Source organism: Geoalkalibacter subterraneus (assembly GCF_000827125.1).
In the GTDB taxonomy this organism is placed as follows: Bacteria; Desulfobacterota; Desulfuromonadia; order Desulfuromonadales; family Geoalkalibacteraceae; genus Geoalkalibacter_A; species Geoalkalibacter_A subterraneus.
The window spans coordinates 2,231,502-2,256,241 of record NZ_CP010311.1; the positions used below are offsets into that span (position 1 = coordinate 2,231,502).

A 24,740-nucleotide genomic window follows, 5' to 3' on the forward strand; every position below is an offset into this window, starting at 1 on the left:
AAAGGACATGTCATACACTATGCACTCCCACCCTGTGCAGAACAAATCCTTCTCCTCCCTAGGTAAAAGAACAAAATATCGAATAATTATCTTTGCAATCTTGGCCATCATTGTTTTTTTGATTGCGAAACGCAATTACTATGATGCACACATTTATTTTTACATTAAAAGCCATTACCATCAATCTACATGGGAAGGGAAAAGCCGCTGGCTACCTCACTATAAGGTCATCACTGAAGCAAAACAAATAAAAGGCATAAAAGACAACCTCTCATCTATCGTATACGATCCAGATCTTGATCGCTTTCTTGCTGTGACAAACGGTGATCCGACTGCACTGATTGCGTTGGACAAATCCGGTGAAATCATAGGCATCTTTCCCCTGCGAGGTTTCGGTGATGTGGAAGGATTGGCCTATATGGGTAATGGGCGAGTTGCTGTCGTTGACGAACGGACACATCAACTCAGTTTTTTTCTGCTTCCAAACACTCCTCGAACAATAGAAATCAAGGAAGCGCAGTTTATTTCTTTAGGGATTGATTTGAGTGGAAACAAAGGTTTCGAGGGAATAACCTATGATCGGGAAGGTGATCGTTTCTTTATCGTCAAGGAACGAGATCCACGTCAACTATATGAGATTTCCGGCGTCGGGGCTAGCCTCGAGGGGGACATGCAGATTCAAATTAAGGATTTGACCGACTGGGTCAAGGACAGGGTCTTTGCCACCGACTTGTCTGACATTTATTTTGATCCGGGCACAGGTCATCTTTTTATTCTCAGCGACGAGTCAAAATTGCTGATGGAAATGACGGATCAAGGTGAAATGGTAAGCTTCAGGTCTTTCAATCGATGGTTTAGCGATTTGCGCAAATCCGCGCCGCAGGTCGAAGGCCTTACGTTTGATTCTGACGGAAATCTTTATGTGGTCAGTGAACCAAATCTGTTTTATGTGTTTCGCCGCCAATGAACACTAAAATGTGTATCTAGTCAGAAATGTCAGAGGGTTATCCTGATCGATATTTACGATCGAAGCGTTTTTGCAGCTGCACGCCACGTTGGGTAATTCGACGCCAAAGATCTCCATATTGTCGCAAGGACTCCCTTAAAGAAAGCCCGATGTAGACTTGGATAAAACGATAATAATCCCGCGTTGTCAGTCCGATTTCAAGGCTGGAAAAATACAACCCGGCAAGGTCCTTCAATCGCCAACGGTAAGGCAGCCGATTCCGGATCTGCACACGATGAAGATCAATGAGGTAAAGGTGCAGATCTTCGGGGTTGAGCCGGTCTCGACCGGAAGATACATCGAGCAGAAAATGACAAAGGTAGTAGTCTCGGTGGTTGAGGCCGTTCTCATGCAACATGCGGGAAATCTCCGCAACTCGTGTAATCAACGCCCTTTTCAATCGAGGTGGCGGGGGAGATATTAGCCAATCACGACAGAAATCCTCAAGGCTTTCGGTCTGCACCAGATCCTCAGTCACCAAAAAGGATTGGCGCTCAACGAGGCTGTGACCTCGCTCACCGTAGGCCACGATTGTCATGGTTTCAACTCCCAGGTGATGGAGCGCCTGTATCGCCTTCCATTCGTTTCGTGCTGACGCTACTGGCGGCCTGCGTAACGTCAGCAGGCTTTTGAATAATCGTTTCCATCCCAGCCCACTATACATTTTGACAAAATAGCTCTTTCCCAGCAGTTCAAAACGTAAGGTGCGGCGACCATCCATGTTTCGGAATTCTTTCCCTTGGAGAGCAAAAATTTGGTCGAATGGATCTTTGCCCTGCCAAAGAGCTTGCCACTCTGGTGGAAGGATCAGCATGTCAACACCTTACCTTCGATAATATCAGCCGCCCGTTCAGCCAATCCAAACAGATCCGTTTTATGCAAATAGTCATCCGCGGCTTTTTGCCAAACACTGGGATCTAGAGTCAACATGTCGGACATGTTCTGGCTGAATTTCTGAAGATTGAACGGTGATGAATGAACTCGACCGGCGCCTGAGTTCTTAATATGAAAACTGTAGCCACATGTGTCTGTCACAAGAACGGGGAGTCGGGCGGCTATTGCCTCAACCAGAATCATTCCCGCCGACTCTCGATAAGCAGGGTGTACCAGTAGATCAGCAGAGAACAAAAAGTCAGCAACGTCATCGCGTCCTCCCATAAATCGGACCTGATGGGCCAAACCGAGTTTTTCCGCCTGGCGCTCAAACGGCTTCTGATTATCCCGTCCGAGGATCATCAACAGGCTCTTTTCACGCAAAGGGGAAGGCAAGCGAGCCAAGGCCTCCAGAGCACGATCAAGACCTTTAATTCGGAATCCAGAACCGACCATCAAAAGTAATTTCTGATCAGGCTTTACGTCCAGTTTATTCCGGAAGGCTATTCTGCGTTTCACATAATCCGAAGGGGCGAGACGATCCTTTTCAACACCCGGCGGCAACAGAAAAAAACGTGAACTCGGCGTCCTGTAATATTGCTGAATATGGGGAATTTCCATATCGCTTAGCATAAAAATTCGCGTTTTGCTCTCTCTACCAAATACCCCGCGCTCTGCGTCTAAAAAACTGCGTGAACGCGGCAAATATTTATACCAGAAAGGCTTCTGCTTTAATTTAAGGGCAAAAGACGGATCAGCGCCAAAGTAAAAGTCCAGTCCGGGCATTCGATTAAATCCAACCAGCGCATCATAGTCTTTTTCTGCAGCATATTCGCGAACCAGAGAAGAGAACTTTTCATACCGTCTATAGTTAGGCCAGGCCTCAATAGGCAACACTTCCACATTCAGTTTTGCAGGCTGAGGTCCGCTCCACTCCATACAGTAAATATCCACCTGATGTCCGCGCCGCACACACTCTTGAGCAATCTTGATGCAGTCACGTTGCAGCCCCCCGTAGGGGAAGTATTTGAACAGGGCAAAAGCCAATCGCATGGGGGACCAAAATTCACTTTCTACTTGTAATATCGAGTCGGCGAAGGGCCCGAATTTGCCCGTCAGCCAATCGAGCCACAGCTTTATACCCTCTCCAAAAAGATTCAATGTCTGGCTGAAGAATCAGGGCATCTTGTTCATAGCGCAATAAATGACGGAAATTGCGGCGGCGCTGGTGCAGGCGCAAAGGTTGGTTTTGCAGGCGCAGATCAAGAATGTCGATCAGCGCAAACTCACCATCGGGCTGCACCAGGATATTGCCCCAATGCAGAGAGCGAAAAAGGACTCCCCGTTGGTGCAGCAACGCGACAAAGGAACCGAGGCGCTGCATAAGATCTGGCAAATCTGCCCCTGGACGCTGGCAGTGCCACCGCAGTGTCTCTCCGGGTAAATATCGATACCAGACCAGATCACGGGCGGGTTTGCAGCATTGCCCATACCGAAGAACCGTTACTGTTGTAATGCCGCGCTGTATCAGCTTTTGAGCCACTTGAGCGAACCGGCGCGCCGGGGGGGAGAATAGAGCGCGGGAGAAAAACCGTTTTCGTCGAAAAACCTTGACAATTACCTCTTCGTCGCACAAAAGCACCTTGGGGCCATAGGCATCTTTTTCCAGCAATCGGCAGCGCCGCAACAACCGGGAGTATTCAGAGGGGGAAATCCTTTCCATATCTCAATCCGCGCCGAACAACTCCGTTTCCACCAGATCACACAAAATATGGATAAATGTCAGGTGCGCTTCCTGGATATGGGGGGTCTCTGCAATTGCCACGTTAAGCGTCAGGTCGGCCTGCCGCACCAGCTCCCCGCCGTCACGTCCGCTAAAGGCGATGGTGGAGCAGCCACGCTGCGAGGCACTTTTCATAGCGTGCAGAACATTTGGGGACTGGCCACTGGTTGATATTCCTATAACGATATCTCCAGGATTGGCCAAAGCTTCGATCTGCCGGGAAAAAATCTGTTCAAAACCAAAGTCGTTCCCCACGGCAGTAAGGATCGAGGTATCGGTGGTCAATGCGATAGCCGGCAAGGCGGCACGGTTTTTCAAGAAACGGCCGACCAGTTCGGCCGCTAAGTGCTGAGCATCAGCCGCTGAGCCGCCATTGCCCATCACAAGCACTTTCCCACCCGATTGCAAGCACGCGCATAAACGGCGTGCACACTCGGCCAGGTCGGAAGTCAGGGGAAGAACAACCTCTTCAAACACCGTGATATGCCGCCTCAGGTGTTGAGATATTTTACTTTCCATTGGCGTGGCCACTTTTTCCCTCCTATTGCCCCTTCTCGACCAGCAATTTACCGATTGATGAGATCACAAAATTCGCTAACCGCTGCGTTGCTGCAATGGCTCTACCTAATTTGGCGTACATAACTACGCTTCATTGATCGACAATCGCGCGCCTTGCATTTGACGCTTCTTTCTTATCCGTCCAGCTTGAATTTTTTGCGAAAGCATCATCGATTGCGTCAAGGACTTGATCGGCGCTGATGGCCTCCGCGCATTCACTCTGCCGGGGACACTGTTTACGTAAACACGCAGCACATTCAAGCGGAACCTGCAGACATCGATGCAGAGGCCCCCGCGGTCCGTTGCGCTGGGCATCTGTGACCCGATAGAGAGAGACCGTTGGCGTCCCTACCGCCGCCGCTATGTGGACCGGGCCGGTATCACCCCCCACCACCAGGTCGGCACGCTCCAGCAGCGCCACCAATTCCCTGAGCGTTCCCCGTGGCCAGATGACGGCCTGATCCCCGCTGGCACGGCAGATGGACGCGGCTGCTTCCTTTTCTTCCTGATTTCCCCAAGTCAGGACGATATCGTATGCTTCCCTCCTGGCAAGAGCGCGGGCTAATTCGGACCAGTTCTGCAAGGACCACAGCTTGGTCTCCCATGTTGTTCCGTAATGAAGAATGATCAAGGGGCGCTTTCCCAGATTGCGTGTTTGCAACATCAATGAGATTGCTTCCCGCTCCGACTGTCCGGCAACCAGTGGTCCGGCAAGAGGTACATTCTTACCGTCGGGAATGGCAGCACGGGCTACGGCCAGAGATCGTTCGCTGATATGGTGTTGTGCCTCAGTCAAAGATATTTTGCGGTTTGTCGCCAGAAGATTGGGCCATTCACGCACTGCGGCGCGATCGAAACCGAACCGCTTCTGCGCCCCGGAGAAAAGCGTGAAGAGGCCGCTTTTGCTGTTGCCCTGCAAATCCAGAACAATATCGTAGTGCTCAGACCGGAGAGCTTTGATTCCTGCCCAAAAGCCAACCAGCGCCGCTAATGTCCCAGCCTTGCGCCACGCTTTGGTGTTGACGCGGTGAATTCTTCCAATCAGGGGATGTTGGTCGAGAATGGCAGCAAATGATTCCTCCACCAACCAGTCGATCTCAATGGAAGGGTCAGCGCTTTTGATCCATGACAGCACCGGCAGCGCATGGACCACATCCCCCAATGCGCTGGTCTTGACAATCAGCACTTTCACGATCGTGCTCCGAGAAGCTCATCAGCCGCAGTAAGCACATCATTGACGGTCACAGCTTCCATGCAACGATGATCAGTGGGGCATTGGCGCAGCATGCAGGGGGCGCAATCCGCATCGCTGCGAATAATGCGACAGCTCTGCGCATGGGGCGAAGTCGTCCGATGATCCGTGGGGCCGAAAACCGCGACAATCGGCACGCCAAAGGCGGCCGCCACATGCATGGGGCCAGAATCATTGGTCACCATCAAACGGCAGCGGTCCAGCACCGCCATCATCTGGCGCACTGAGGTTTGGCCGATCAGGTTGAGGGGCCGACTATGCATGCTATTCTCAATATCTGCACCAATTTCACGCTCTCCCGGTCCGCCGGTCAGAACAATCTGAACCTGATGTTTTTCAGCCAGGCTGTCAGCTACTGCTGCAAAACGTTCCGGAATCCAGCGTTTGGCGGAACCATAGGCTGCACCGGGATTAACGGCAACCCAAGGATGGCCGGAAAACTGCTGCGATGCCCATTGCTTTTCATCGTCAGTCAACGCCAGTTTAAGACAGTCGTCACCTCCGGAGAGGCCAATTTCACGCACCATCCTCAAGTAGTATTCGGTATGATGAAGGCCGTGTTTGCGATCTGCGGCGGGCACGCCGTAATTAAGCAGCCAGCCGCGGCCGTCGGTCTTGTACCCGGCGCGCCGGGGAATCAGGGCCCAAGCCGCCATAAACGCCGCTTCAATGGCATTTTGGAAAAGAATTGCGAGGTCGAAACGCTCACGACGCAGTTGCGCGCAGAATTTGATGAATCCACCAAGCCCCTGATGCTCACTCTTTTTGTCAAAAACCAGAACCCGGTCGCAATCCGGATGATACTGGAATAATTCAGCTACCAGCGGATTGGCCACAACGACAATTTCCGCATCCGGAAAGGTTGCTCGTACCTGACTCAGCGCCGGGGTGGTCATCACCGCATCACCAACCCAGTTGGTCATCCGAACCATGATTTTATTTATCGATGCAGGATCAATTTTCTTCAACACACACCCCACGCAAGCCTCAAGGCTTATGCCTTATGCCTTATGCCTTTCGCGTCCCGCGTTCCTAAAGCCTTTCAGCCTCATCAATCAACATCACCGGAATATCATCCTGCACCGGATAAACCAGCCGACACTTCTCGCATACGATGCCTTTACGCTCTTCGTCAAAACGAACCGCGCCCTTGCACTGAGGGCAGGCAAGAATTTCAAGCAACTCAGGTTTCAGTGTCATACAACGCTCCTTTTATGCTGCAGCTTATCCTGTAATGTCTGGCGAAAATCCTGTTCATCTTCAATCTGAAGAGTCATCGGAACCTGATAGCAGGAGCGTGGAAATGCCTGCCCCTGCAATTTAACACCATCTTTTTCAGTGGTTATGAAGAAATCGGCTTGCTGACCCGCATGTTGCAGTCGCTTCAGTGTATGAGGATCGTAATTTTCATGATCGGGCAGGGAAATCCGGTCGACCAGCTGCAAGCCAGCCTGCTCAAGTTGTTTGAAAAATGCGGCGGGGTCTGCGATCCCAGCAAATGCCACCCCTTTCTTTCCTGCAAGTTCCTGCAAAGAGGCGCGTTGTCCGTCAAGGGATATTCCCACATTGTCCAGCACATGACAAGAGCGCCACACCTTGCTGTTGATCTGAAGAAGAGAAAGATCGGCGTTATTGCAGCGTGTCGCAAGAAAAAGATCGCCGCGATGCAGACCAGAAGGAAATTCCCGCAAAGGACCGGCGGGAACGGGAAAGCCGTTGCCCAGGGGATTGCGACCGTCGATTAAAACAATATCCAGATCACGGGCTACCGCCAGATGCTGAAACCCATCGTCAAGTACAACGATTTTCGCACCGAATTCTTCAACCGCCCTGCGGACACCATCACGACGGCGGCGTGACACCAGGATCGTTGCCGAGGGATTGCGCCGAGCAAGCAGATACGGTTCGTCGCCGCAGTGCGAAGGTTCCAAAAGTGGGCCATTGCCACGGCAGACCACTCCGACGCCTTCAATACCCTGCCCGCCATATCCCCTGCTGACACAGGCAACGGGGATCTCTTGCGCGGAAAAAAGTTTGAGAAGGTAATCGACCGCGGGGGTCTTCCCGGTCCCGCCAACGGAGAGATTACCCACCGAAATCACCGGCACCGGTGCACGATAGACCGCGAACACCCCGGCGCGGTAAAACCATACACGTAAAAGCCCGATCAGTCCATAAAGGATGCTCAATGGCTTCAGCGCCATGAATAGCAGATGTTCACACATCGTCTGCGGCCCTTGATAGGCCAAACGGCGATGCAGACGCGAGAAGAAATCCATCCCCTACCCTTGCGCCGCTCTAAGCAGCTCCAGAGTGCGCTCGGTGGCACCGGCATTGCGCGAAAGCAGCCCGTAGCCCCTTTTTCCCATAGACCCGCGCTCCTGCGGGTGATCGAGCAATCTCTCCAGTGCGTTCAGGAGGTCGCCTGCGTCATCAACCATCATACCGCCGCCCGCTTCAAGAACGAGACGGGATATTTCCTTGAAGTTGTGCATGTGCGGGCCGAACAACACCGGTTTTTTCAGCAGGCATCCTTCAAGAATGTTGTGCCCACCCACATTGCGCAGACTCCCTCCGACAAACACGATGTCGGCCAAGGCATAGAGTTTAAGCATTTCTCCAACGGTATCGACGAGCAGGATTTCACCGGAACGCAACAGTTCCGAGCGTTGATCAATGACGCTGCGCATCACCATCGGCAATCCCTTGGCCTGAAGCATTTCCGCAACAGATTTGCAGCGTTCGGGGTGCCGGGGCACAAGAACCAGCACCAGGCGCCTTCCCTGATCAATCAATCGCTTGTAGGTGTCAACAAGGATCTGTTCCTCACCGGCATGAGTACTGCCGGCCACCCAGACAGGAATCTGCTTATCGATGCAAAAATCCTCACGTAGCTGGTCGAGCTCATCCTTGCCGGGCAGCGATGCATGCAGATCAAATTTCAGATTGCCAGTAACGACAACCTGCTCGGGCAGTGCGCCCATGGCAAGGATACGCTCGGCATCCAGTTCGGTTTGCATTCCAAGGGAATTAAACTGCCGCAAAACCGGGCCCAGCAGCCGGCGGCCGAACATGTAGCGCGGAAAGGAACGATCGGAGATTCGCCCATTGACCAGCACGACCGGAATGTTGCGCTGACGCGCGAAACGGATCAGGTTGGGCCAGATTTCCGTTTCGACGATAACGATCAAACGAGGATCGATTTTTGTCAGAACGCGTCGAATGACAAAGGAGAAATCAAAAGGGAAAAACAGGCAGAGATCGAGTTCCGGAAGTTTGCGGGCAATATCGTGCCCGGTCTCCGTCACATTGGTCAGCAGCAGGCTGTAATCCGGATAGGCTTTGCGGAGCGCTTTGATTAATGGAATAGCGGCGCGTGTCTCCCCCACCGACACAGCATGAATCCATATCACTTTACGGCCACGCAGCACCTGCGTCTGGGCAGAATCAAACAGGCCTAATCTCTGCCCCAGGCCCCGGCGCACTTTACCACGGGTCGCTCCCCGCAGTAGGTAGTAAGGCACCAGAAAAAGGGCGGCCAAAAAAAGAATTGCGTCATACAGCAGATACACCCTGCTCCTCCAAGCGCTTTTTAGCAGTCTGCAGGGTCGTGGCAAGACCCTGCGACAATTTTTGCTGGAAACTTTCCATGGTGTCACTGGAATCGTAGGTCAAAGGATCGCCATAAGCGAATACGCCCCGCGAGAAGGGAAAAGGCAATAAAAAACGGTCCCAGCTCCTGAAACGATACCCGCGACTGCAGGCAAAAGCCATCGGCACCACAGGCCTTCGAGTCAGGCGAGCCAATTGAACAACCCCCTCTTTAACTTCATGACGGGGTCCTCGTGGACCATCTGGGGTGATGACCAGATCGTAAGGTTGGCGTGCCAGATCCATAAGCGCCTTGAAGGCTTTGCGCCCCCCGCGGGTCGAGGAGCCGCGAACGGCGCCCTGCCCGAAACATTCCATGGTCTTGGCGATCAACTCGCCATCTTTCGACTCACTGATGAGGATTCGCGCACCGGGGCCATGGTATCCCTTGACCATCAAAAGCAGTTGATCATGCCAAAAAGCGATAATAACAGGTTCTTGATTTTGCCGGCTTTGCGGCAGTCCGACCACTTCGGTTCGCATGGATCGGTACAGCAGGTTGATAAATCCAGCAGCCAGCCTCGGTACCACCTGAAAAAGAACCCAGTGTCGAATCTGTTTCTTCATCGCCTATTCCCGGAACTGCATCTGGTACAACTTGGTATAGAGTCCGTTGCGTGCCAGAAGTTCGTTATGAGTCCCGACCTCAAGCACACAACCATTGTCTATGACCACAATTTTGTCTGCATCCATAATGGTCGACAGGCGATGTGCAATTACAAAAGTTGTGCGATCGCGCATCAGGTTGGCCAGTGCACTCTGAACCTCATTCTCGCTTTCGGTATCCAGGGCACTGGTCGCCTCGTCAAGAAGAAGAATAGGTGCATCACGCAAGATCGCCCGGGCGATGCTGATGCGCTGCCGCTGTCCACCGGAGAGACGAACACCCCGATCACCGATATGGGTCTGATATTTTTCGGGCAGATGAAGAATAAAGTCTTCAGCGAAGGCTTTTCGTGCGGCTTTTTGAACCTCTTCCTCGCTGGCATCCCAGCGGCCGTAGCGAATATTATTGTAAATTGTGTCATTGAACAGAAATGTTTCCTGGTCAACCAATGCGATATGTTTTTTCAGGCTTTTGAGCGTTACCTGGCAAATATCCTGTCCATCGATGCGCACAGCACCCTTCTGTGGGTCATAGAAACGTGTCAGAAGCCCGACGACTGTGGATTTACCTGCCCCGCTTGGCCCCACCAACGCGACAATTTCTCCTGGAGCGGCACGCAGATTAAAATCATGCAAAACATACTCTTGGCCGTCATAGGAAAAATCGACATGGTCGAATACGACTTCACCTGAAGTAATCTCAAGCGGTTGAGCCCCGGGAAAGTCCTTGACGGCCACCGGTTCATCCATGATTTCGAAGACGCGTTCGGCGGCTCCCAGGGATTTTTGTATCGTGTTGTTGACCTTCGTCAGCCGCTTGAGCGGACCGTACATCATGAACATGGCGGTGACAAAGGAGAAGAGTTCGCCTTGTGTCATAGCCCCATCGATCACACGATTGATTCCGTACCAGAACACTGCCGCGGCCCCGATAGACGCAAAAATTTCAACAATCGGGGCAGTTGCTGCGTCATATTTGAGAACCTTGCGGATAAACCGGTAGTATCTGAAATTTTCATCCCTGAAGCGACCACTTTCGCGTGATTCGGACCCAAAAGCCTTGATGACCTTAATGCCGGCAAAGGTCTCCTGCAGGACGCTTGAGACCCCGCCCATCTGCTTCTGCCCCTTGACGGTATTTATCTTGACCTTGCGGCCGATATAAATGGCGGGGAAAATGACGAGGGGCAAAACAGTGAAAGACACCAGCGCCAGATTCACATCCCGGTAAAAGACCAGAGCGACCAGGCCGATTAACGCGAATGAATCGCGAACCACGTCAACCACGACATCCGCAGCCGAGCGCTGCATCATGCCGACATCATTAAGCACGCGCGACATAAGGGATCCGGTCTGATGGCGCCCGAAAAATCCCATAGATTGCCCAACGGACCGAGAGTACAGATCATTTCGGACATCCTGAATCACCAATTGTCCAGCCGTCTTGATCATGTATTCCTGAAAATAGCGCGAAGCCCCCTTAACAACGGCCAGGGAGAGAATGGCAACGGGAACGTAGTAAACAATATCGGCATTTTTCGCAGCAATAATATTGTCCACCAAAGGCTGAACGAGCTGTGCGAACATGACATCGGTCCCGGCCACAAGAACCGAGGCGACGACAGCAAAGGCAATCCGCCAGGCGTAGGGCCTCGAATACTGCAAAAGTCTGCGATATATTTCAAGGGCTTTACTATCCACTGTTTTCCTCCAGCCCTTTACTCATCTCCGATGCCATGCGCGCCACCTTCTCCGAGCATCCACCTTCACCAAGCAAATGACGAACTTTGCGCAACTGCTCCTTGATCTGATCGCGATAAGCCTGATCTTCCAGGATATGCAGGACCTCGGCACTGATCGCCTCCGCAGAGGCAGCCTCCTGAATGAACTCGCGAACCACACCTTTTCCGGCAACAATATTGACCAGGCCGATATGCGGCACCTTGACAAGGCGCTTGCCTATGGCGAATGTCAGTGGATTCATTTTGTAAATGATGGCCAGAGGTGTCCCCACCAGCGCTATCTGCAGAGTGACGGTGCCGGACACCGAAGCGATGGCATCACAGGCGTTGGCGGTATCGTAAATGTTATCCTGAACCATCTTGATCTTGAGACCGCTGCCAAGAATGCGTTCGTAAAAATTGGTGTGTTTGAGCGAATGCGCAACCGGCAGCAAAAACTGAATATCCGGGCGCAGCCGATGCAAAGTACGCGCAGTATCGGCGATTGTATCGAAAATGTATTTGAGCTCACTGCGGCGGCTGCCGGGAAACAGGCCGACCACGGGCCGTTCCGGGTCGAGCCCGTGCCGCTCGAGATAAGCCTGGCGGCTCTCTTTCAGAGTCAGGTCCGCAACCAGAGGATGGCCGACGTACTCCACATCGATATCCAAACTTTCGTAAAGTTGCGGCTCAAACGGGAAAATAGCCGCCAGACGGTCAACACGGCGAGCGATGGTTTTAACTCTACCGCGCCGCCACGCCCACACCTGAGGGCTGACATAATAGAGCACCGGGACACCGGCCGCTTTGGCTTTGGCCGCCAGACGCAGATTAAATTCCGGGAAATCAATAAGAATAAGCACATCAGGGCGTCGATCACTCTTCAGAACTGACTCGAGTTTCCTGAAGGCCCGGTAGATGGCTGGAAAATGGGCAGCCACCTCAAACAGACCGACCACCGCCAGTTCTTCACCACGGAACAGTATTTCGCAACCCTGTTCCTCCATCCGGCGTCCGCCGACACCGAAAAATTCCAGATCGGGATCGATGTCGTGCGCCGCACGAATCAGGTTTGCTCCGTGCAGGTCGCCGCTGGCCTCACCGGTGACGATCAGCGCACGGCGGTGTTGTGCATTCAGGTCATGGTCGCTCATGCCAGGGCGTCACCTATCACACTGCAGATATATTTGATCTGATCTTCGCTGAGTTCGGGATACATGGGCAGGGACAGAACCTGCTGCGCCAAACGCTCCGACACCGGGCAGTCAAGTTGCGCAAATTCATCGCGAAATACTTCCTGGCGATGCAGGGGGATCGGATAGTAAATGGCGCAGGCAATTCCGGCCTCGGTCAATGCTTTCTGGACCTGGTCGCGCTGCTCGACCAGAATCGTGTACTGGTGGTAGACATGCACTCCCTTGCCGTCCTCAAAAGGCGTGGTCACAGGAAGATCGCGCAGACACTCATTATAGAGGTGTGCATTGCGACGCCGCAGGCGATTAAATTCCTCGATACGGGCCAGTTTGATCCGCAGAATGGCGGCCTGCATCTCGTCAAGGCGGCTGTTGAAGCCGATCACAGAATGATGATATCGCTGCCGGCTGCCATGGTTGCGCAGAACTTTGAGTTCTTCAGCCACGTTCGCATCATTGGTCGTCACCATGCCGCCGTCGCCGTAGCAACCGAGGTTCTTGCTGGGAAAAAAGGAATGACATCCCGCCAGGCCGATCGCCCCCGTCATTTTGTCGCCATAAGCTGCACCAAAGGACTGGGCACAATCTTCAATCAATTTCAATCCGTGCCGGTTACAGATCTCGACCATCGGAGCAAGATCCGCGGGCTGACCGAACAGGTGTACCGGAAGAATCGCCGCGGTACGATTTGTAATAGCTTTTTCAATCAGTTCAGGCTCGAGGTTGAAGGTTTTAGGATCAACATCGACAAATACGGGGCGAGCGCCGACATAGGCAATCGCCTCCGCCGTGGCGATAAAAGTAAAGGGCGAGGTAATCACTTCATCCCCCTCCCCGATACCGGCGGCACGCAGCGCCAACTGCAGAGCATCGGTTCCGGAGGCGCAGCTGACAGCAAATTCAGCACCAAGATGCGCAGCAGCCTCCTGTTCGAGGGCCTGGACATTGGGGCCGAGAATAAACTGAGTAGACGCCAGGACACCCTGAATGGCCTGATCAATTTCGGTCTTCAGATTCTCGTATTGTTTTTTAAGGTCAACCATCGGGATATTCATGGCAAAATTCCTGTCTGAAAAACAGTTGAAAAAGCGAATTCAACAGATTGAAATGATAATTTAGCGTGGTCGCTACAACAGGAGCGTAAAACACGAAAGGCGAGATCGCCCGATCCAGGCCCTCGCCTTCCTGCTAAAGGCTGTTCAACGCTCTGTTCTACGATTTGACTTCATGAAACAGTTTGCGGGTAATCCAGAGCGCGACTTCCAGCGCCCGCTTACCGTCCTCCCCACTTACAACGGGGGGAAGTCCTTCCTTGACTGAACGGACAAAGGCCGTGATCTCATCGAGAAGAGAGTCGCCCTGGGAGAAGCTGGTTTCATCCATCGTCACGTTGGGAATGGCGGGAACTGGAATCCCCTGCCCCCCTTTGCGGAAAATGCCGATTTTACGTGACTGGTAATCGATGGAGACATAGGCATCGGGCTGAAAAATTCGAATTCGCCGCATCGGTTCACGGCTGACACGACTCGCGGTCACGTTGGCCACACACCCGTTGGCAAACTGTAGACGGGCATTGGCGATATCGACTTCCTCCGACAGAACCGGCACACCGACAGAATTGATCGACTCAACCGGAGAGTTGACCATATTGAGGATGATGTCGATATCATGGATCATCAGGTCGAGCACGACATTGACATCGGTCCCCCTCGGTTTGAAGGGCGACAGACGGTGAGATTCGATGAACATGGGATTTTTAAGGACATCACCCAGTGCAAGAACGGCGGGGTTAAAACGCTCAAGATGACCGACCTGGAACACCAGGCCATTATCCTCTGCAATCCGAATCAGTTCATCAGCTTCGGCTACAGTCTGCGTCACAGGCTTTTCCAGAAGGATATGTACGCCGGCTTCCAGAGCAGCCTTGGCAACTTTGAAATGCAGATGGGTCGGCACAACGATCGAAACTAGATCGACGCTGTCGAAAAGGTCCGAATAATCGGCATATGCCTTAGTGCCGACTTCGCCGGCGACTTCTTCGGCACGAGCCTGATCTGCATCAACAACGCCGACCAGATCCACATCCGGCAGGGCCGCGTATTTCTGTGCATGAAAGCGCCCGAGATATCCGACGCCGATGACGCCGGCACGAAGATGGCTCATGATACTCCCTTTAACTCAGCGCGCAATTCCGCGCTGGCTGCTTTTGACAAATTCAACAAATTCGACAACCTGGGGCACATCCCCGACTTCGTCGATAATTTGTTCAACGGCGGTCTCGAGACGCAGGCCCGAACGAAAAAGCAGACGATAAGCCTTTTTAATCCCTGAAACAGCTTTTTCGTCAAAGCCACGACGCTTCAGGCCGACGAGGTTGAGCCCAACGGTTCTGGCCCGGTCGCCCTGGGCGATGGTAAACGGCGGCACATCCTGGTTGACCATGGATCCACCGCTGATCATGACATGGCCGCCAACCCGGGTGAACTGATGAACGGCGATCAGCGCACTGAGAATCGCATAGTCGCCGATGGTGACATGCCCTGCGAGAGTCGCACTGTTGGCCATCACAATATGATCACCGAGATGACAATCGTGAGCGACATGACAGTATGCCATAAAAAGGTTATCGCTGCCGATTGTCGTAACGCCGCCCCCTCCGACCGTCCCGCAATGCAGAGTCACAAACTCACGCACCACATTACGATCACCGATTCGCAGAGCCGTCCTTTCACCGCTGAATTTCAGATCCTGAGGTGCTGCACCGATAGACGCAAACTGAAAAATCCGATTGTCCTCGCCGATTTCCGTATCGCCTTCAATTACGGTGTGCGGACCGATCGTCGTGCGGTCACCGATCTTGACGTGTTCGCCGATCACAGCGTAGGGTCCGATGACAACATCCTTGCCGATATGGGCATCGGGGTGAACAATAGCCGTTTGGTGTATAGACATACTTTTCAACCGTTTTCTTTCGGAGCGAAGGTGGCTTTGAGGTCGGCTTCGGCGACAAGTTTATCGTCCACATAGGCTTTGCCTCTGAAACAATACAGGCCGCGTTTACAGTTCAGCAGTTCAAGATGCATGCGCAGCACATCGCCAGGACGGACCGGTTTACGAAAACGCGCTTTATCAATGCCGGTGAAATACGTCACCATGTCGGAGCCGATTTCATCACTGATGATGGCAAAGACACCGCCCACCTGTGCCATGGCTTCGATAATCAGCACACCGGGCATGACCGGATGACCGGGGAAGTGCCCTTGAAAAAAGGGTTCGTTGATGGTCACATTCTTAACCCCCACCACCCTCTCACCTTTGACCAGTTCCTCTATGCGGTCAACGAGCAGAAAAGGATAACGGTGAGGGAGGCGCTTCATGATTTCATTGATATCCAATGTCATGGATCCTGGTTCTCCTCAAGCTGTTTTTCGAGTTGCGCAACTTTCTTTCTTAACTGCTGCATTTCGCGTCGTATATCGGGAAGGCGCGGAAAGACCATGGAAGCCTTAAGCCAATCTTTATGCGGCATGGCGGGCGCGCCGGACATAACCTGGCCGTCAGGGATATTGCCTGCGGCAGCGCCCCTTGCAGCAATCGTCACGTTATTGCCGATATGAAGATGACCTGCGGCTGCACCCTGCCCGCCAAAAGTACAATGGTTGCCGATGGTCGTGCTGCCGGCGATCCCCACCTGGGAGACCAGAATCGTGTCTTCACCGATGACCACATTGTGCCCGACCTGGACCAGATTGTCGATTTTTGTGCCACGGCCGATCCGGGTCACGCCTAGAGCTGCGCGATCGATACAGGAAGCAGCCCCGATTTCAACATCGTCGCCAATTTCGACAATTCCCACCTGCGGAATCTTGACATAGCGGCCACCATCGGGAGCATAACCGAATCCATCGGAACCGATTACAGCGCCCGGCTGGACGATAACGCGGTCCCCAAGTCGGCATCCTTCCCGTACAATGACATTGGCGTGCAGGAGACAGTTTTCGCCAACCTCAACGTCGGAATAAAGGATCACCCCAGGATGTAAAATAGTCCCATTGCCTACCCGTGCGCCCGCACTGACGACACAGCCGGGGTGGATGGTCACCCCTTCCCCCAGGGTTGCTTCGGGGTGGACATGGGCACCGTCCATGACCCCGAGAGAGGCGGGTCTGGATACATGCAGAAATTCCACCGCCCGGGCAAATGCCAGGTAGGGATTGTCGCTGACAATAAGAGCAACACGATCTGATTCGACACCAGGTGCGGCAATAACCGCGCTCGCTTGCGTTGTCTCGAGTTCAGCGACGTATTTGGGATTGGCAATAAAGGTCAGGTCCCCCTCGCGGGCTTCATCGATCGGGGCGACGCGCTTTATTTCCAGAGAAGCATCGCCGACCACATGACCGCCGATCTGTGCCGCAATGTCTGCCAGACTTGCCATTGCGTTCCTTACTCCTATCTGCTCTGAGCGTCGTAAGCCTTGATGATGTCTTCGGTCAGATCAACCTGGTCGTCGGCATAAAGAACGGAACTTTCCGTTTTTTCAAAAATCATGGTGAAATCGTTATTTTCGCCATATTTCTTGATCACCCCGAAAAGTTCCTCCAGGATGCGGCGGGTCGCATCTGCATCCTTTTGCTGAAGTTCTTCCTGGATGTCCTTTGTGAAGCGCTGGAATTCCTTGAGTTTCTGCTGATAGTCACGCTCTTTTTTGCCTCGCGCCTCTTCGGAGAGAAGAACGGCCTGCTTTTCGAGTTCTTCCTTCATCTTCTTGAGATCGGCCTGGCGCCTCTGGACTTCGCCTTCATACTCCTTGACCCTCTCCCCGATCTGCGCTTTTGCAGACTGCCCCGCAGAACTCATGTTGAGAGCTTTCTGCAGATCCACATATCCAAGTTTAGCAGTTTGCGCCACCGCAGGCAGCACGGCCAGCAGAAGCATTGTGACGGTCAAAGCTACAATTCGTTTCATGAGCACCACTCCTTTTTGTGTATGTGCTTATAAATCCTAGAAAAATCGACCAATGGAAAATTGCCATTCGGTGGTGTCCTCGTCTTCGCGCGGGTCGGGATTGTACCCCAACTCCAGTCGCAGAGGCCCCATCGGGCTGAACCAGCGGATTCCGGCCCCCACATTATAACGCATATCCGAGAAATAGGATTCTCCATCTCCCCAGGCATTACCCGTATCGAAGAAAACCACTCCCTTAAGGCCCATATCCTTGGCTAACGGGAAGATATATTCAAAGTTGAAATAGGCCTCCTTCACCCCGCCGATATAATCGTCCCCATCCATGGGGCCGACATGGCGCGATTTAAAGCCGCGCAGACTGTTGATGCCGCCGAGGAAAAAGCGTTCATCAATGGGGACATCCTCCCCTCCCCAGGCCTTGATATAGCCAACCTGGCCATGCACCGAAAAGTAAGTCCCCCACTTGAATGGAAAAAAGTGGCGGTGATCAAGAATGTACTTGGTGAATTTTTCGGTGCCGCCAATGCCGGCAAATTCGATGGAGGCTTCCGACTGAGATCCCATGGTGGGATCAAGTCGGTAATCCGTAGTGTCTCGACGCAGCATGGCCGTCACGGCAGAGAGAGTCGATTCTCCCTCCTGCTCGAGAATGTATCGGGAAACCCCGGGGTCAACGTCGGTAATTTCTTTTTGCTCATAACGATAAAGGAAATAAGCCCTGAGGTCATCTGAGAGCGGGAAGCCGAATTTAAGATTGCCGCCCGTAGTTTCCTCGCTGAAATCGGGCCACTCGCGGTCTGTTTTATACAGATCGAACCCGAGGGTCAGATCCTTGTCGAGGAAATAGGGGTCCGTCACACCAAAGCGGTAGGTTGTGGTCTTGCCTCCCAATGCGGCAGCGAGATCGAGCCTGAGGCCGCGCCCGAGGAAATTGTCCTGCTGCAGTGAACCCTGACCAATAAGCCCATCCACGGATGAATACCCGAAGCCGATGCTGAACGTGCCAGTGCCGCGCTCCTTGACGTCGACGTCGATATCCATTAACTCTTCTTCGTCGGTTTGGGCAGTGGAGACGTTGACCTCTTCGAAATAACCGAGGTTGTTGATGCGCCGGCGGCTTTCCTTGAGGTTGGTGGCGCTGTAAAGATCCCCCTCGATCAACTTCATTTCGCGGCGGATGACTTTGTCGCGGGTTTTGGAGTTTCCGCTGATCTGGATACGATTGATATGGACCATCGCCCCTTTTTCAATATCGAAGGTAATGTGTATCAGCCTTTCCTGATGGTCCAGGCGGGTCAGCGGTGCAACATTGACATAGGCGTAGCCGCGATCGGCGTAGAGGTCATTGAGAGCAAAAACATCCTCGCGAAGCGTCTTACGGCTGAAGACTTCACCTTCCTGCAGCTTGGTGTTTTTGAGAAGCTCCTGCGGGGATTCAAGAAGATCCCCTTCAACCCCCAGGTTGCCGACGCGGAATTGGACCCCTTCTTCAATTTCAATCAATACGGACATGGTGCTCTTGTCATCGTTGAATGTGATGACAGGCTCCAGAACTTTGACCTGCACGTAGCCCCGGTTAAAATATTCGTCGGCAATCAATTCGAGGTCGTTCTTGAGCATATCGTGATTATAGGTACCGCGGCCGGTCAGCCAGGACAGGAACCATTTTTCACGAGTCTGCATGAATTTCCGCAGTTCTTTATCGGTAAAAACCTCATTACCCGCAAAGTTGATTTCAGAGACCAGAATCTTGTCTCCTTCGTCAATGGAGAAAATGACGGTGGCCTCATTCTGATCATCGATCTCAACGTCGGTTTCAATGCGTGCGGCATGGAACCCCTCATCACGGTAGGCCTGACGAATAGCTTCAACGCTTTTTTCGATCTTTTCAGGATCATAGAGATCGGGGACACGCACGGTCGCCAGCTCACGCAGCTTGTCGTCTTTAAACTCTTTGCCACCGGTGAAACGGACCTCACGCACCAGGGGGCGCTCTTCGACGTGATAAATAAGGATGGATCCGTCAGACCCCTTTCCCGTCAGAGCGGTCACATCCCTGAAACGCCCTAAAGAAAAAATATTGCGGATATCGCGATCGATATCTTCAAGGGTCAGGGGCTGGCCGGGGCGCGCCTGAATGACAGAACGCACCGCGCGCTCCTCGACACGCTGCAATCCTTCAACAAGAACATCCTCGAAGGTCAGGGCGGCTCCAGAAACGGACGACGCCCCGAAAAAGATCAGGCAGAAAAGAAGAATTCGAGCAGACATGCTCTGAATTGTCATGGGAAAAAGCACTCCGGGAAGGCTGATTATAAAGCGTTTCATTATAAGGAACCCCCCTTGGGGTGTAAACTGATTTTTCCGCCGGTTGCCTCCCACGAGGGCGGCTGAACGCGACGATCATCCCTGCTGCGGAGTCACCAGAAGGCCGTCCTCCATATGAACCATGCGATCCATGCGCGCGGCCAGTGAATGACTGTGGGTCACAACCACCATGGTCAACCCGCGATCACGATGCAGGCGTTCGAGGAGCAGATAAATCTCGTCGCTTGTCTTGCTGTCAAGATTGCCGGTCGGCTCATCTGCCAACAGCAGGCGAGGAGAGCGCGATAAAGCACGGGCAATGGCCACGCGCTGCTGCTCGCCGCCGGAGAGTTCTCCAGGCTTGTGCAGCAGCCGGTGGCCCAATCCCACATCCTGCAGAAGTTCACGGGCGTTTTTTTCAGCCTCCCGTCGGTCACAGCGCGCCACGAGAGATGGCATCATCACATTCTCCAGGGCGTTGAACTCGGGGAGAAGCTGATGGAACTGAAAGACGAACCCGACGGTGCGATTGCGAAACTCATCCAGGGCTCCACCCCGGAGGGAAAAAATATCGCGGCCCTCAAACAGAACCTGTCCTGAATCAGGGCGGTCAAGAGCGCCCAGAATGTGCATCAGGGTCGTCTTGCCCGCGCCGGAATAGCCGATAATGGCCACACGCTCGCCGCTATCGATTCTTAAATCGACCCCCCTGAGAACCTCCACCGCACCATGGGGAGTGTTGAATGTTTTTTTTACCCCCTGGGCGTCAATCAGCGGCAAGCCTTTCTCCTCCGACCTACTCATAGCGCAGCGCCTCGGCCGGATCCATACGGGAGGCGTGCCATGCCGGATAGATCGTCGCCAACAACGAAATCGCCATGGCCACAATCACAACCGACACCACATCGCCCGTATTGACAACGGACGGAAAAGTATCCATGCCATAAACGGTCTGGTCGAAAATCTTGAGGCCAAAAAGACTTTCGATCTTTTTGATGATGGGATCAGCGTTAACGGCGATCAGCAAGCCGAGACCTGTCCCCAGAGATGTCCCAAGAGTGCCGATAATGGCGCCCTCAAAAACAAAAATTTTCATGATGCTGCGGGAGGTCGCCCCCATTGAACGCAGGATCGCAATATCCTTGTGCTTCTCCATAACCACCATGATCAGGGTCGTGGCGATATTGAAGGCGGCAACCAGAACGATGATGCCAAGCACGATGAAAAGACCCAGCTTTTCCAATTTCAGGGCGGAAAGAAAAGACCCGAACATGTCCTGCCAGGACCGGACCGTAAAGGGAAAAGCGAATTCATCGCGCAAGGTTGAAACGACCTGGGCGGTGTGGTCAAAATTCGCGACATCGACCTCGATGCCCGTGACCTGCTCCTCCAGCTCGAAAAACTTCTGTGCGGTGGCTAGGCCGATGTAGGCATAATAGGTATCCACCAGACTGCCCTGCTGCCGGATAATACCGACAACCTGGAAAGGCTTCATTTTAGGAACCATGCCGAAAGGCGTCAGGGTAAACATGGGCGGGATAACGTTGATGGTATCGCCTACCGCCACACCCAGTGTGGTTGCCGAATCAAGGCTGATCACGATTCCGGGCTTGGTGTCCGGCGCCTCGAAAAGAAGCGTCTCCAGATCCTGCCCGCCGACGGTCAAGGCGTCCTGGTCGAAAGCCTTGTTGCCCGACTCAACCCCTTTGACCTGCACGGCAGCCACATTCCCGCCTGAAAGCAGCATCGCTTCGCGCGCGATAAAGGGAGTTACGGCAGAGACGCCTGGTGTTTTTTCGATGCGCTCAGCAATATCCGTGTACTCGGAGAGGGGCTCGCCATACTTCTGAACCAGGATATTGGGAAGATTGCCGAGAATCTGCTGGCGCACACCGTCATGAAAACCGGTCATGACCGCGAGTACGACAATCAGGGCGGCAACCCCGAGCGTCACTCCGCCGATGGAGATAAAAGAGATGACGGAGATAAAGGTCTGCTTGCGCTTAGCCCGCAGGTACCGCAGGCTGACGAACAGTTCGTAGGACATGAGATCCTTTAATTACGAGGGGCCGCACACACAAAGCGGCCCCTCTGGAATTGGCGAACGAAAATTATTTTTCCGGTCTCAACTGGGGAAAAAGGATGACATCACGGATGGAAGCCGAGTCGGTCAGAAGCATGACCAGGCGGTCGATCCCGATTCCCTCCCCTGCGGTGGGGGGCAAGCCGAACTCCAGGGCACGCACATAGTCGTCATCCATGGCGTGCGCTTCTTCGTCGCCGGCTTCCTTTTCAGCCAACTGCTGCTCGAAACGCGCTCTCTGATCCAATGGGTCATTGAGCTCGTTAAACGCATTGGCCAGTTCACGTCCGACGATGAAGAGCTCGAAGCGATCCACCACCTCGGGATCTGAATCATTCTTTCGCGACAGCGGCGAAACTTCCGTCGGATACTGCGTGATGAAGGTGGGATGCCAGAGATGAGGCTCAACCACCTCGTCGAAGATTTCCGTCAGGATCTTGCCGAGCCCCATCCGGGAATCAAGGTCAAGACCGAGGGAACGCGCATATTCCAGGGCCCGCGTCCTGTCTTCAAGAACGTCCTCCGAAACCTTGCCGTATTCCACAATGGATTGCTTGAAGGTCAGCCGCTTCCAGGGCGGAGACAGATCGACTTCTTTTCCGCCGTAAGTCAGGTTCAGCGTCCCGCAGACATCGGAGGCAACGGCGCAGATGAGCTCCTCGGTGAAATCCATCAGGTCCTCGTAAGTAGCGTAGGCCTGATAGAACTCCATCATGGTGAATTCGGGATTGTGCTGAATGGAGATCCCCTCGTTGCGGAAATTGCGATTGATTTCAAACACACGCTCCAGGCCGCCCACCACGAGCCGTTTCAGATAAAGCTCGGGAGCGATGCGCAGGAACAGATCCATCTTGAGGGTATTATGGTAGGTTTTGAAAGGCCGGGCGGTTGCTCCGCCGGCCACCGGCTGCATCATCGGGGTTTCCACCTCGAGAAACCCGCGCTCGCGCATAAAATCACGAATCAGACCAATGATGCGGCTGCGCTTGAGAAACACGTCACGCACCTCGGGGTTGACCATCAGGTCGAGATAGCGCTGACGGTAACGCGTCTCCACGTCGGTCAGGCCATGCCACTTTTCCGGCAGCGGGCGCAGGGATTTGGTCAGGAGGCGGATTTCTTCAGCGCGCAGGCTCAATTCACCGGTTTTAGTGCGAAAAGGGTGGCCGGCGACACCAACCACATCACCGAGGTCGAGCTTGCGAAACACCTCGAAAGCATCCTCGCCGACCTTGTCGCGTGCCACATAAACCTGCAGGCGGCCGCCGCGGTCCTGCAGCTGGATAAACGCAGCCTTGCCGAAATCACGCCGTGCCATAATGCGGCCGGCGATACGGTAGCGGGTCTCGCACCCCTCCAGCGCCTCGGTATCATCATCGGCATGCGCATCGCGCACGTCCATTGTGCCATGAGAAACGGGAAAATCATTGGCGAATGGGTTGTGCCCCCCTTCACGCAGTTCGTTTAACTTTTCGCGTCTCTGCAGCAGTATATCGTTGAGTTCTTCCATTGATTCCAATACCTTTCAAGCCTTTGTCCAAGAGGCGTACATTAGCCCTGCCGGCAGATCAAGTCAAGGATAAATCAGGGTTTTTCCCCTAGCCCGGATTTTCAGTAACTCCGGCGAACCCCGATCAGCTGCGGCTCAGGAGAAAGGCTTCGATAAAGCCTTCCAGGTCGCCGTCAAGAACGGCATCCGTATTGCCCATTTCGAAATTGGTGCGATGGTCCTTGACCATGCGATAGGGATGCAGCACATACGAACGGATCTGACTTCCCCATCCGATCTCCTTCTTCTCGCCGGCGATGTCGGAGGCTTCCTCTTCCTTTTTACGCATCTCCATCTCAAACAAGCGCGCTTTGAGTTGCTTCATTGCCATGGCGCGATTCTTATGCTGGGAGCGCTCATTCTGGCAGGCGACGATAATTCCGCTGGGGATATGAGTGATTCTGATAGCGGAGTCGGTCTTGTTGACGTGCTGCCCACCGGCGCCGCTGGCGCGATAAGTGTCGACCTTGAGATCCTTTTCATTGATCTCGATCTCAACATCATCATCGAGTTCCGGGAAAACGAATATCGATGAGAAAGAGGTATGGCGGCGCGCATTGGAATCAAACGGCGAGATGCGCACAAGGCGGTGGATTCCCATCTCGGCGCGCAGGAAACCATAGGCATAATCACCCTCGACGGTGAAGGTCGCGCCCTTGATCCCGGCTTCTTCCCCATCCTGATAATCGGTGATCTCGGTTTTCCACCCCTTGCGCTCGCAGAACCGGAGATACATGCGCAGCAGCATATCAGCCCAATCCTGCGCCTCGGTGCCGCCGGCCCCGGCATTGATGCTGAAAATGGCATTGCGATGATCGTGAGGGCCGCTGAGCATACGCGCCATCTCGAGCTTGCGCAGCTCGCGCTCCATAGCCGGCAGGGCTTCGCTGACCTCCCGCCGCGTGTCCTCGTCATCGGACTCTTCACCCAGTTCGATGAGCACCTTGAGGTCTTCAATCTGCTGCGTCAGAGCCTCGATCGCTTCAACTGGTTTCTGCAGATTGGTGCGCTCACGGAGTTTTTCCTGCGCCTTGTCCGAGTCATTCCAGAAATCAGGGTCGGCTATTTCAGCTTCAAGCTCGGCAATCCGCTCTTTCTTGGCAACAACGTCAAAGATACCTCCAGAGTTCGCGGGCTTTTTCTTCGATGGCGTTCAGCGCCTCTTGTTCTTCACGAAACATATGGTTAAT

24 protein-coding genes are annotated in these 24,740 nt (G+C 53.5%); 1 reads left to right on the forward strand and 23 read right to left on the reverse strand.

Annotation, left to right across the window (positions count from 1 at the left end):
- Positions 1 to 7: 7 nt before the first annotated feature.
- Positions 8 to 967 carry an SdiA-regulated domain-containing protein gene (locus GSUB_RS10375; RefSeq protein ID WP_084211940.1) on the forward strand — a complete coding sequence of 320 codons (960 nt, stop codon included), beginning with the start codon at positions 8 to 10 and terminating at the stop codon, positions 965 to 967.
- A 37-nt stretch (positions 968 to 1,004) separates the two neighbouring features.
- Here the strand turns inward: GSUB_RS10375 and rfaP are convergent, their stop codons facing one another.
- The 23 genes from rfaP to prfB all read right to left on the reverse strand — a co-directional run bounded on the left by rfaP (position 1,005) and on the right by prfB (position 24,731).
- Positions 1,005 to 1,820: a lipopolysaccharide core heptose(I) kinase RfaP gene (gene rfaP, locus GSUB_RS10380; protein ID WP_040200694.1), complete on the reverse strand. Its 816-nt coding sequence runs from the start codon at positions 1,818 to 1,820 to the stop codon at positions 1,005 to 1,007.
- Positions 1,814 to 2,932, reverse strand: coding sequence for a glycosyltransferase family 4 protein (locus tag GSUB_RS10385; RefSeq protein WP_040202384.1), 1,119 nt, complete (start codon positions 2,930 to 2,932; stop codon positions 1,814 to 1,816). The genes rfaP and GSUB_RS10385 overlap by 7 nt, the downstream gene beginning before the upstream one ends.
- Before the next feature lie 13 nt (positions 2,933 to 2,945).
- Complete coding sequence (locus GSUB_RS19095) at positions 2,946 to 3,551, reverse strand: lipopolysaccharide kinase InaA family protein (RefSeq protein WP_158414073.1); 606 nt, start codon at positions 3,549 to 3,551, stop codon at positions 2,946 to 2,948.
- Positions 3,552 to 3,605: 54 nt separating this feature from the next.
- Positions 3,606 to 4,181 (reverse strand): D-sedoheptulose-7-phosphate isomerase, encoded by a 576-nt coding sequence (locus GSUB_RS10395; protein WP_040200696.1) that lies wholly within the window; start codon positions 4,179 to 4,181, stop codon positions 3,606 to 3,608.
- 130 nt (positions 4,182 to 4,311) lie between these two features.
- Positions 4,312 to 5,412, reverse strand: coding sequence for a lipopolysaccharide heptosyltransferase I (waaC, locus tag GSUB_RS10400; protein WP_040200698.1), 1,101 nt, complete (start codon positions 5,410 to 5,412; stop codon positions 4,312 to 4,314).
- On the reverse strand, positions 5,409 to 6,443 hold the full coding sequence (waaF, locus tag GSUB_RS10405) for a lipopolysaccharide heptosyltransferase II (protein WP_435051169.1): 1,035 nt from the start codon (positions 6,441 to 6,443) through the stop codon (positions 5,409 to 5,411). The genes waaC and waaF overlap by 4 nt, the downstream gene beginning before the upstream one ends.
- Before the next feature lie 61 nt (positions 6,444 to 6,504).
- On the reverse strand, positions 6,505 to 6,672 hold the full coding sequence (locus tag GSUB_RS18655) for a Trm112 family protein (RefSeq protein WP_084211942.1): 168 nt from the start codon (positions 6,670 to 6,672) through the stop codon (positions 6,505 to 6,507).
- Positions 6,669 to 7,751: a tetraacyldisaccharide 4'-kinase gene (gene lpxK / locus GSUB_RS10410; RefSeq protein WP_052464853.1), complete on the reverse strand. Its 1,083-nt coding sequence runs from the start codon at positions 7,749 to 7,751 to the stop codon at positions 6,669 to 6,671. The genes GSUB_RS18655 and lpxK overlap by 4 nt, the downstream gene beginning before the upstream one ends.
- Positions 7,752 to 7,754: 3 nt before the next feature.
- Positions 7,755 to 9,044, reverse strand: coding sequence for a 3-deoxy-D-manno-octulosonic acid transferase (locus GSUB_RS10415; protein ID WP_040200700.1), 1,290 nt, complete (start codon positions 9,042 to 9,044; stop codon positions 7,755 to 7,757).
- Entirely contained in the window at positions 9,028 to 9,690 is a 663-nt protein-coding gene (locus tag GSUB_RS10420) for a lysophospholipid acyltransferase family protein (RefSeq protein ID WP_040200701.1), read from the reverse strand. Before GSUB_RS10420 ends, GSUB_RS10415 begins: the two co-directional genes overlap by 17 nt.
- A gap of 3 nt (positions 9,691 to 9,693) precedes the next feature.
- Positions 9,694 to 11,430, reverse strand: coding sequence for a lipid A export permease/ATP-binding protein MsbA (gene msbA / locus GSUB_RS10425; RefSeq protein WP_040200703.1), 1,737 nt, complete (start codon positions 11,428 to 11,430; stop codon positions 9,694 to 9,696).
- A complete protein-coding gene (lpxB, locus tag GSUB_RS10430; protein ID WP_040200704.1) occupies positions 11,423 to 12,604 on the reverse strand; it encodes a lipid-A-disaccharide synthase in 1,182 nt (393 codons plus the stop codon). Before lpxB ends, msbA begins: the two co-directional genes overlap by 8 nt.
- A complete protein-coding gene (locus tag GSUB_RS10435; protein ID WP_040200706.1) occupies positions 12,601 to 13,698 on the reverse strand; it encodes a DegT/DnrJ/EryC1/StrS family aminotransferase in 1,098 nt (365 codons plus the stop codon). The genes lpxB and GSUB_RS10435 overlap by 4 nt, the downstream gene beginning before the upstream one ends.
- A gap of 157 nt (positions 13,699 to 13,855) precedes the next feature.
- Positions 13,856 to 14,806, reverse strand: coding sequence for a Gfo/Idh/MocA family protein (locus tag GSUB_RS10440; protein ID WP_040200707.1), 951 nt, complete (start codon positions 14,804 to 14,806; stop codon positions 13,856 to 13,858).
- Positions 14,807 to 14,821: 15 nt separating this feature from the next.
- Complete coding sequence (lpxA, locus tag GSUB_RS10445; protein ID WP_040200708.1) at positions 14,822 to 15,595, reverse strand: acyl-ACP--UDP-N-acetylglucosamine O-acyltransferase; 774 nt, start codon at positions 15,593 to 15,595, stop codon at positions 14,822 to 14,824.
- Positions 15,596 to 15,600: 5 nt separating this feature from the next.
- Positions 15,601 to 16,044 carry a 3-hydroxyacyl-ACP dehydratase FabZ gene (fabZ, locus tag GSUB_RS10450; protein ID WP_040200710.1) on the reverse strand — a complete coding sequence of 148 codons (444 nt, stop codon included), beginning with the start codon at positions 16,042 to 16,044 and terminating at the stop codon, positions 15,601 to 15,603.
- Positions 16,041 to 17,081, reverse strand: a complete 1,041-nt coding sequence (gene lpxD, locus GSUB_RS10455; protein WP_040200711.1) for a UDP-3-O-(3-hydroxymyristoyl)glucosamine N-acyltransferase — start codon at positions 17,079 to 17,081, stop codon at positions 16,041 to 16,043. The genes fabZ and lpxD overlap by 4 nt, the downstream gene beginning before the upstream one ends.
- 14 nt (positions 17,082 to 17,095) lie before the next feature.
- Positions 17,096 to 17,611 carry an OmpH/Skp family outer membrane protein gene (locus GSUB_RS10460; protein ID WP_040200712.1) on the reverse strand — a complete coding sequence of 172 codons (516 nt, stop codon included), beginning with the start codon at positions 17,609 to 17,611 and terminating at the stop codon, positions 17,096 to 17,098.
- A gap of 36 nt (positions 17,612 to 17,647) precedes the next feature.
- Positions 17,648 to 19,897 carry an outer membrane protein assembly factor BamA gene (gene bamA, locus GSUB_RS10465; protein ID WP_040202387.1) on the reverse strand — a complete coding sequence of 750 codons (2,250 nt, stop codon included), beginning with the start codon at positions 19,895 to 19,897 and terminating at the stop codon, positions 17,648 to 17,650.
- Positions 19,898 to 20,014: 117 nt separating this feature from the next.
- Positions 20,015 to 20,698: an ABC transporter ATP-binding protein gene (locus GSUB_RS10470; RefSeq protein ID WP_235269781.1), complete on the reverse strand. Its 684-nt coding sequence runs from the start codon at positions 20,696 to 20,698 to the stop codon at positions 20,015 to 20,017.
- 16 nt (positions 20,699 to 20,714) lie between these two features.
- Positions 20,715 to 21,965, reverse strand: coding sequence for a lipoprotein-releasing ABC transporter permease subunit (locus GSUB_RS10475; protein ID WP_040200715.1), 1,251 nt, complete (start codon positions 21,963 to 21,965; stop codon positions 20,715 to 20,717).
- A gap of 64 nt (positions 21,966 to 22,029) precedes the next feature.
- Complete coding sequence (lysS, locus tag GSUB_RS10480; protein WP_040200716.1) at positions 22,030 to 23,511, reverse strand: lysine--tRNA ligase; 1,482 nt, start codon at positions 23,509 to 23,511, stop codon at positions 22,030 to 22,032.
- A 124-nt stretch (positions 23,512 to 23,635) separates the two neighbouring features.
- Positions 23,636 to 24,731, reverse strand: a protein-coding gene (gene prfB, locus GSUB_RS10485) for a peptide chain release factor 2 (RefSeq protein WP_200890138.1) whose coding sequence is annotated in 2 segments (ribosomal slippage) — positions 23,636 to 24,661 and positions 24,663 to 24,731 — 1,095 coding nt in all. Because the reading frame shifts where the segments join, the coding sequence is not laid out codon by codon here.
- Positions 24,732 to 24,740: the final 9 nt, after the last annotated feature.

Coding starts and splice junctions, on each gene's coding strand:
- GSUB_RS18655 (WP_084211942.1), bottom strand. CDS start 6,672: ATGACACTGAAACCTGAGTTGCTTGAAATTCTTGCCTGCCCTCAGTGC.
- lpxD (WP_040200711.1), bottom strand. CDS start 17,081: ATGGCAAGTCTGGCAGACATTGCGGCACAGATCGGCGGTCATGTGGTC.
- lpxK (WP_052464853.1), bottom strand. CDS start 7,751: ATGGATTTCTTCTCGCGTCTGCATCGCCGTTTGGCCTATCAAGGGCCG.
- GSUB_RS10440 (WP_040200707.1), bottom strand. CDS start 14,806: ATGAGCCATCTTCGTGCCGGCGTCATCGGCGTCGGATATCTCGGGCGC.
- lysS (WP_040200716.1), bottom strand. CDS start 23,511: ATGGAAGAACTCAACGATATACTGCTGCAGAGACGCGAAAAGTTAAAC.
- GSUB_RS10385 (WP_040202384.1), bottom strand. CDS start 2,932: ATGCGATTGGCTTTTGCCCTGTTCAAATACTTCCCCTACGGGGGGCTG.
- GSUB_RS10460 (WP_040200712.1), bottom strand. CDS start 17,611: ATGAAACGAATTGTAGCTTTGACCGTCACAATGCTTCTGCTGGCCGTG.
- lpxA (WP_040200708.1), bottom strand. CDS start 15,595: ATGTCTATACACCAAACGGCTATTGTTCACCCCGATGCCCATATCGGC.
- fabZ (WP_040200710.1), bottom strand. CDS start 16,044: ATGACATTGGATATCAATGAAATCATGAAGCGCCTCCCTCACCGTTAT.
- rfaP (WP_040200694.1), bottom strand. CDS start 1,820: ATGCTGATCCTTCCACCAGAGTGGCAAGCTCTTTGGCAGGGCAAAGAT.
- GSUB_RS10395 (WP_040200696.1), bottom strand. CDS start 4,181: ATGGAAAGTAAAATATCTCAACACCTGAGGCGGCATATCACGGTGTTT.
- bamA (WP_040202387.1), bottom strand. CDS start 19,897: ATGACAATTCAGAGCATGTCTGCTCGAATTCTTCTTTTCTGCCTGATC.
- GSUB_RS10475 (WP_040200715.1), bottom strand. CDS start 21,965: ATGTCCTACGAACTGTTCGTCAGCCTGCGGTACCTGCGGGCTAAGCGC.
- lpxB (WP_040200704.1), bottom strand. CDS start 12,604: ATGAGCGACCATGACCTGAATGCACAACACCGCCGTGCGCTGATCGTC.
- GSUB_RS10375 (WP_084211940.1), top strand. CDS start 8: ATGTCATACACTATGCACTCCCACCCTGTGCAGAACAAATCCTTCTCC.
- GSUB_RS10420 (WP_040200701.1), bottom strand. CDS start 9,690: ATGAAGAAACAGATTCGACACTGGGTTCTTTTTCAGGTGGTACCGAGG.
- GSUB_RS10435 (WP_040200706.1), bottom strand. CDS start 13,698: ATGAATATCCCGATGGTTGACCTTAAAAAACAATACGAGAATCTGAAG.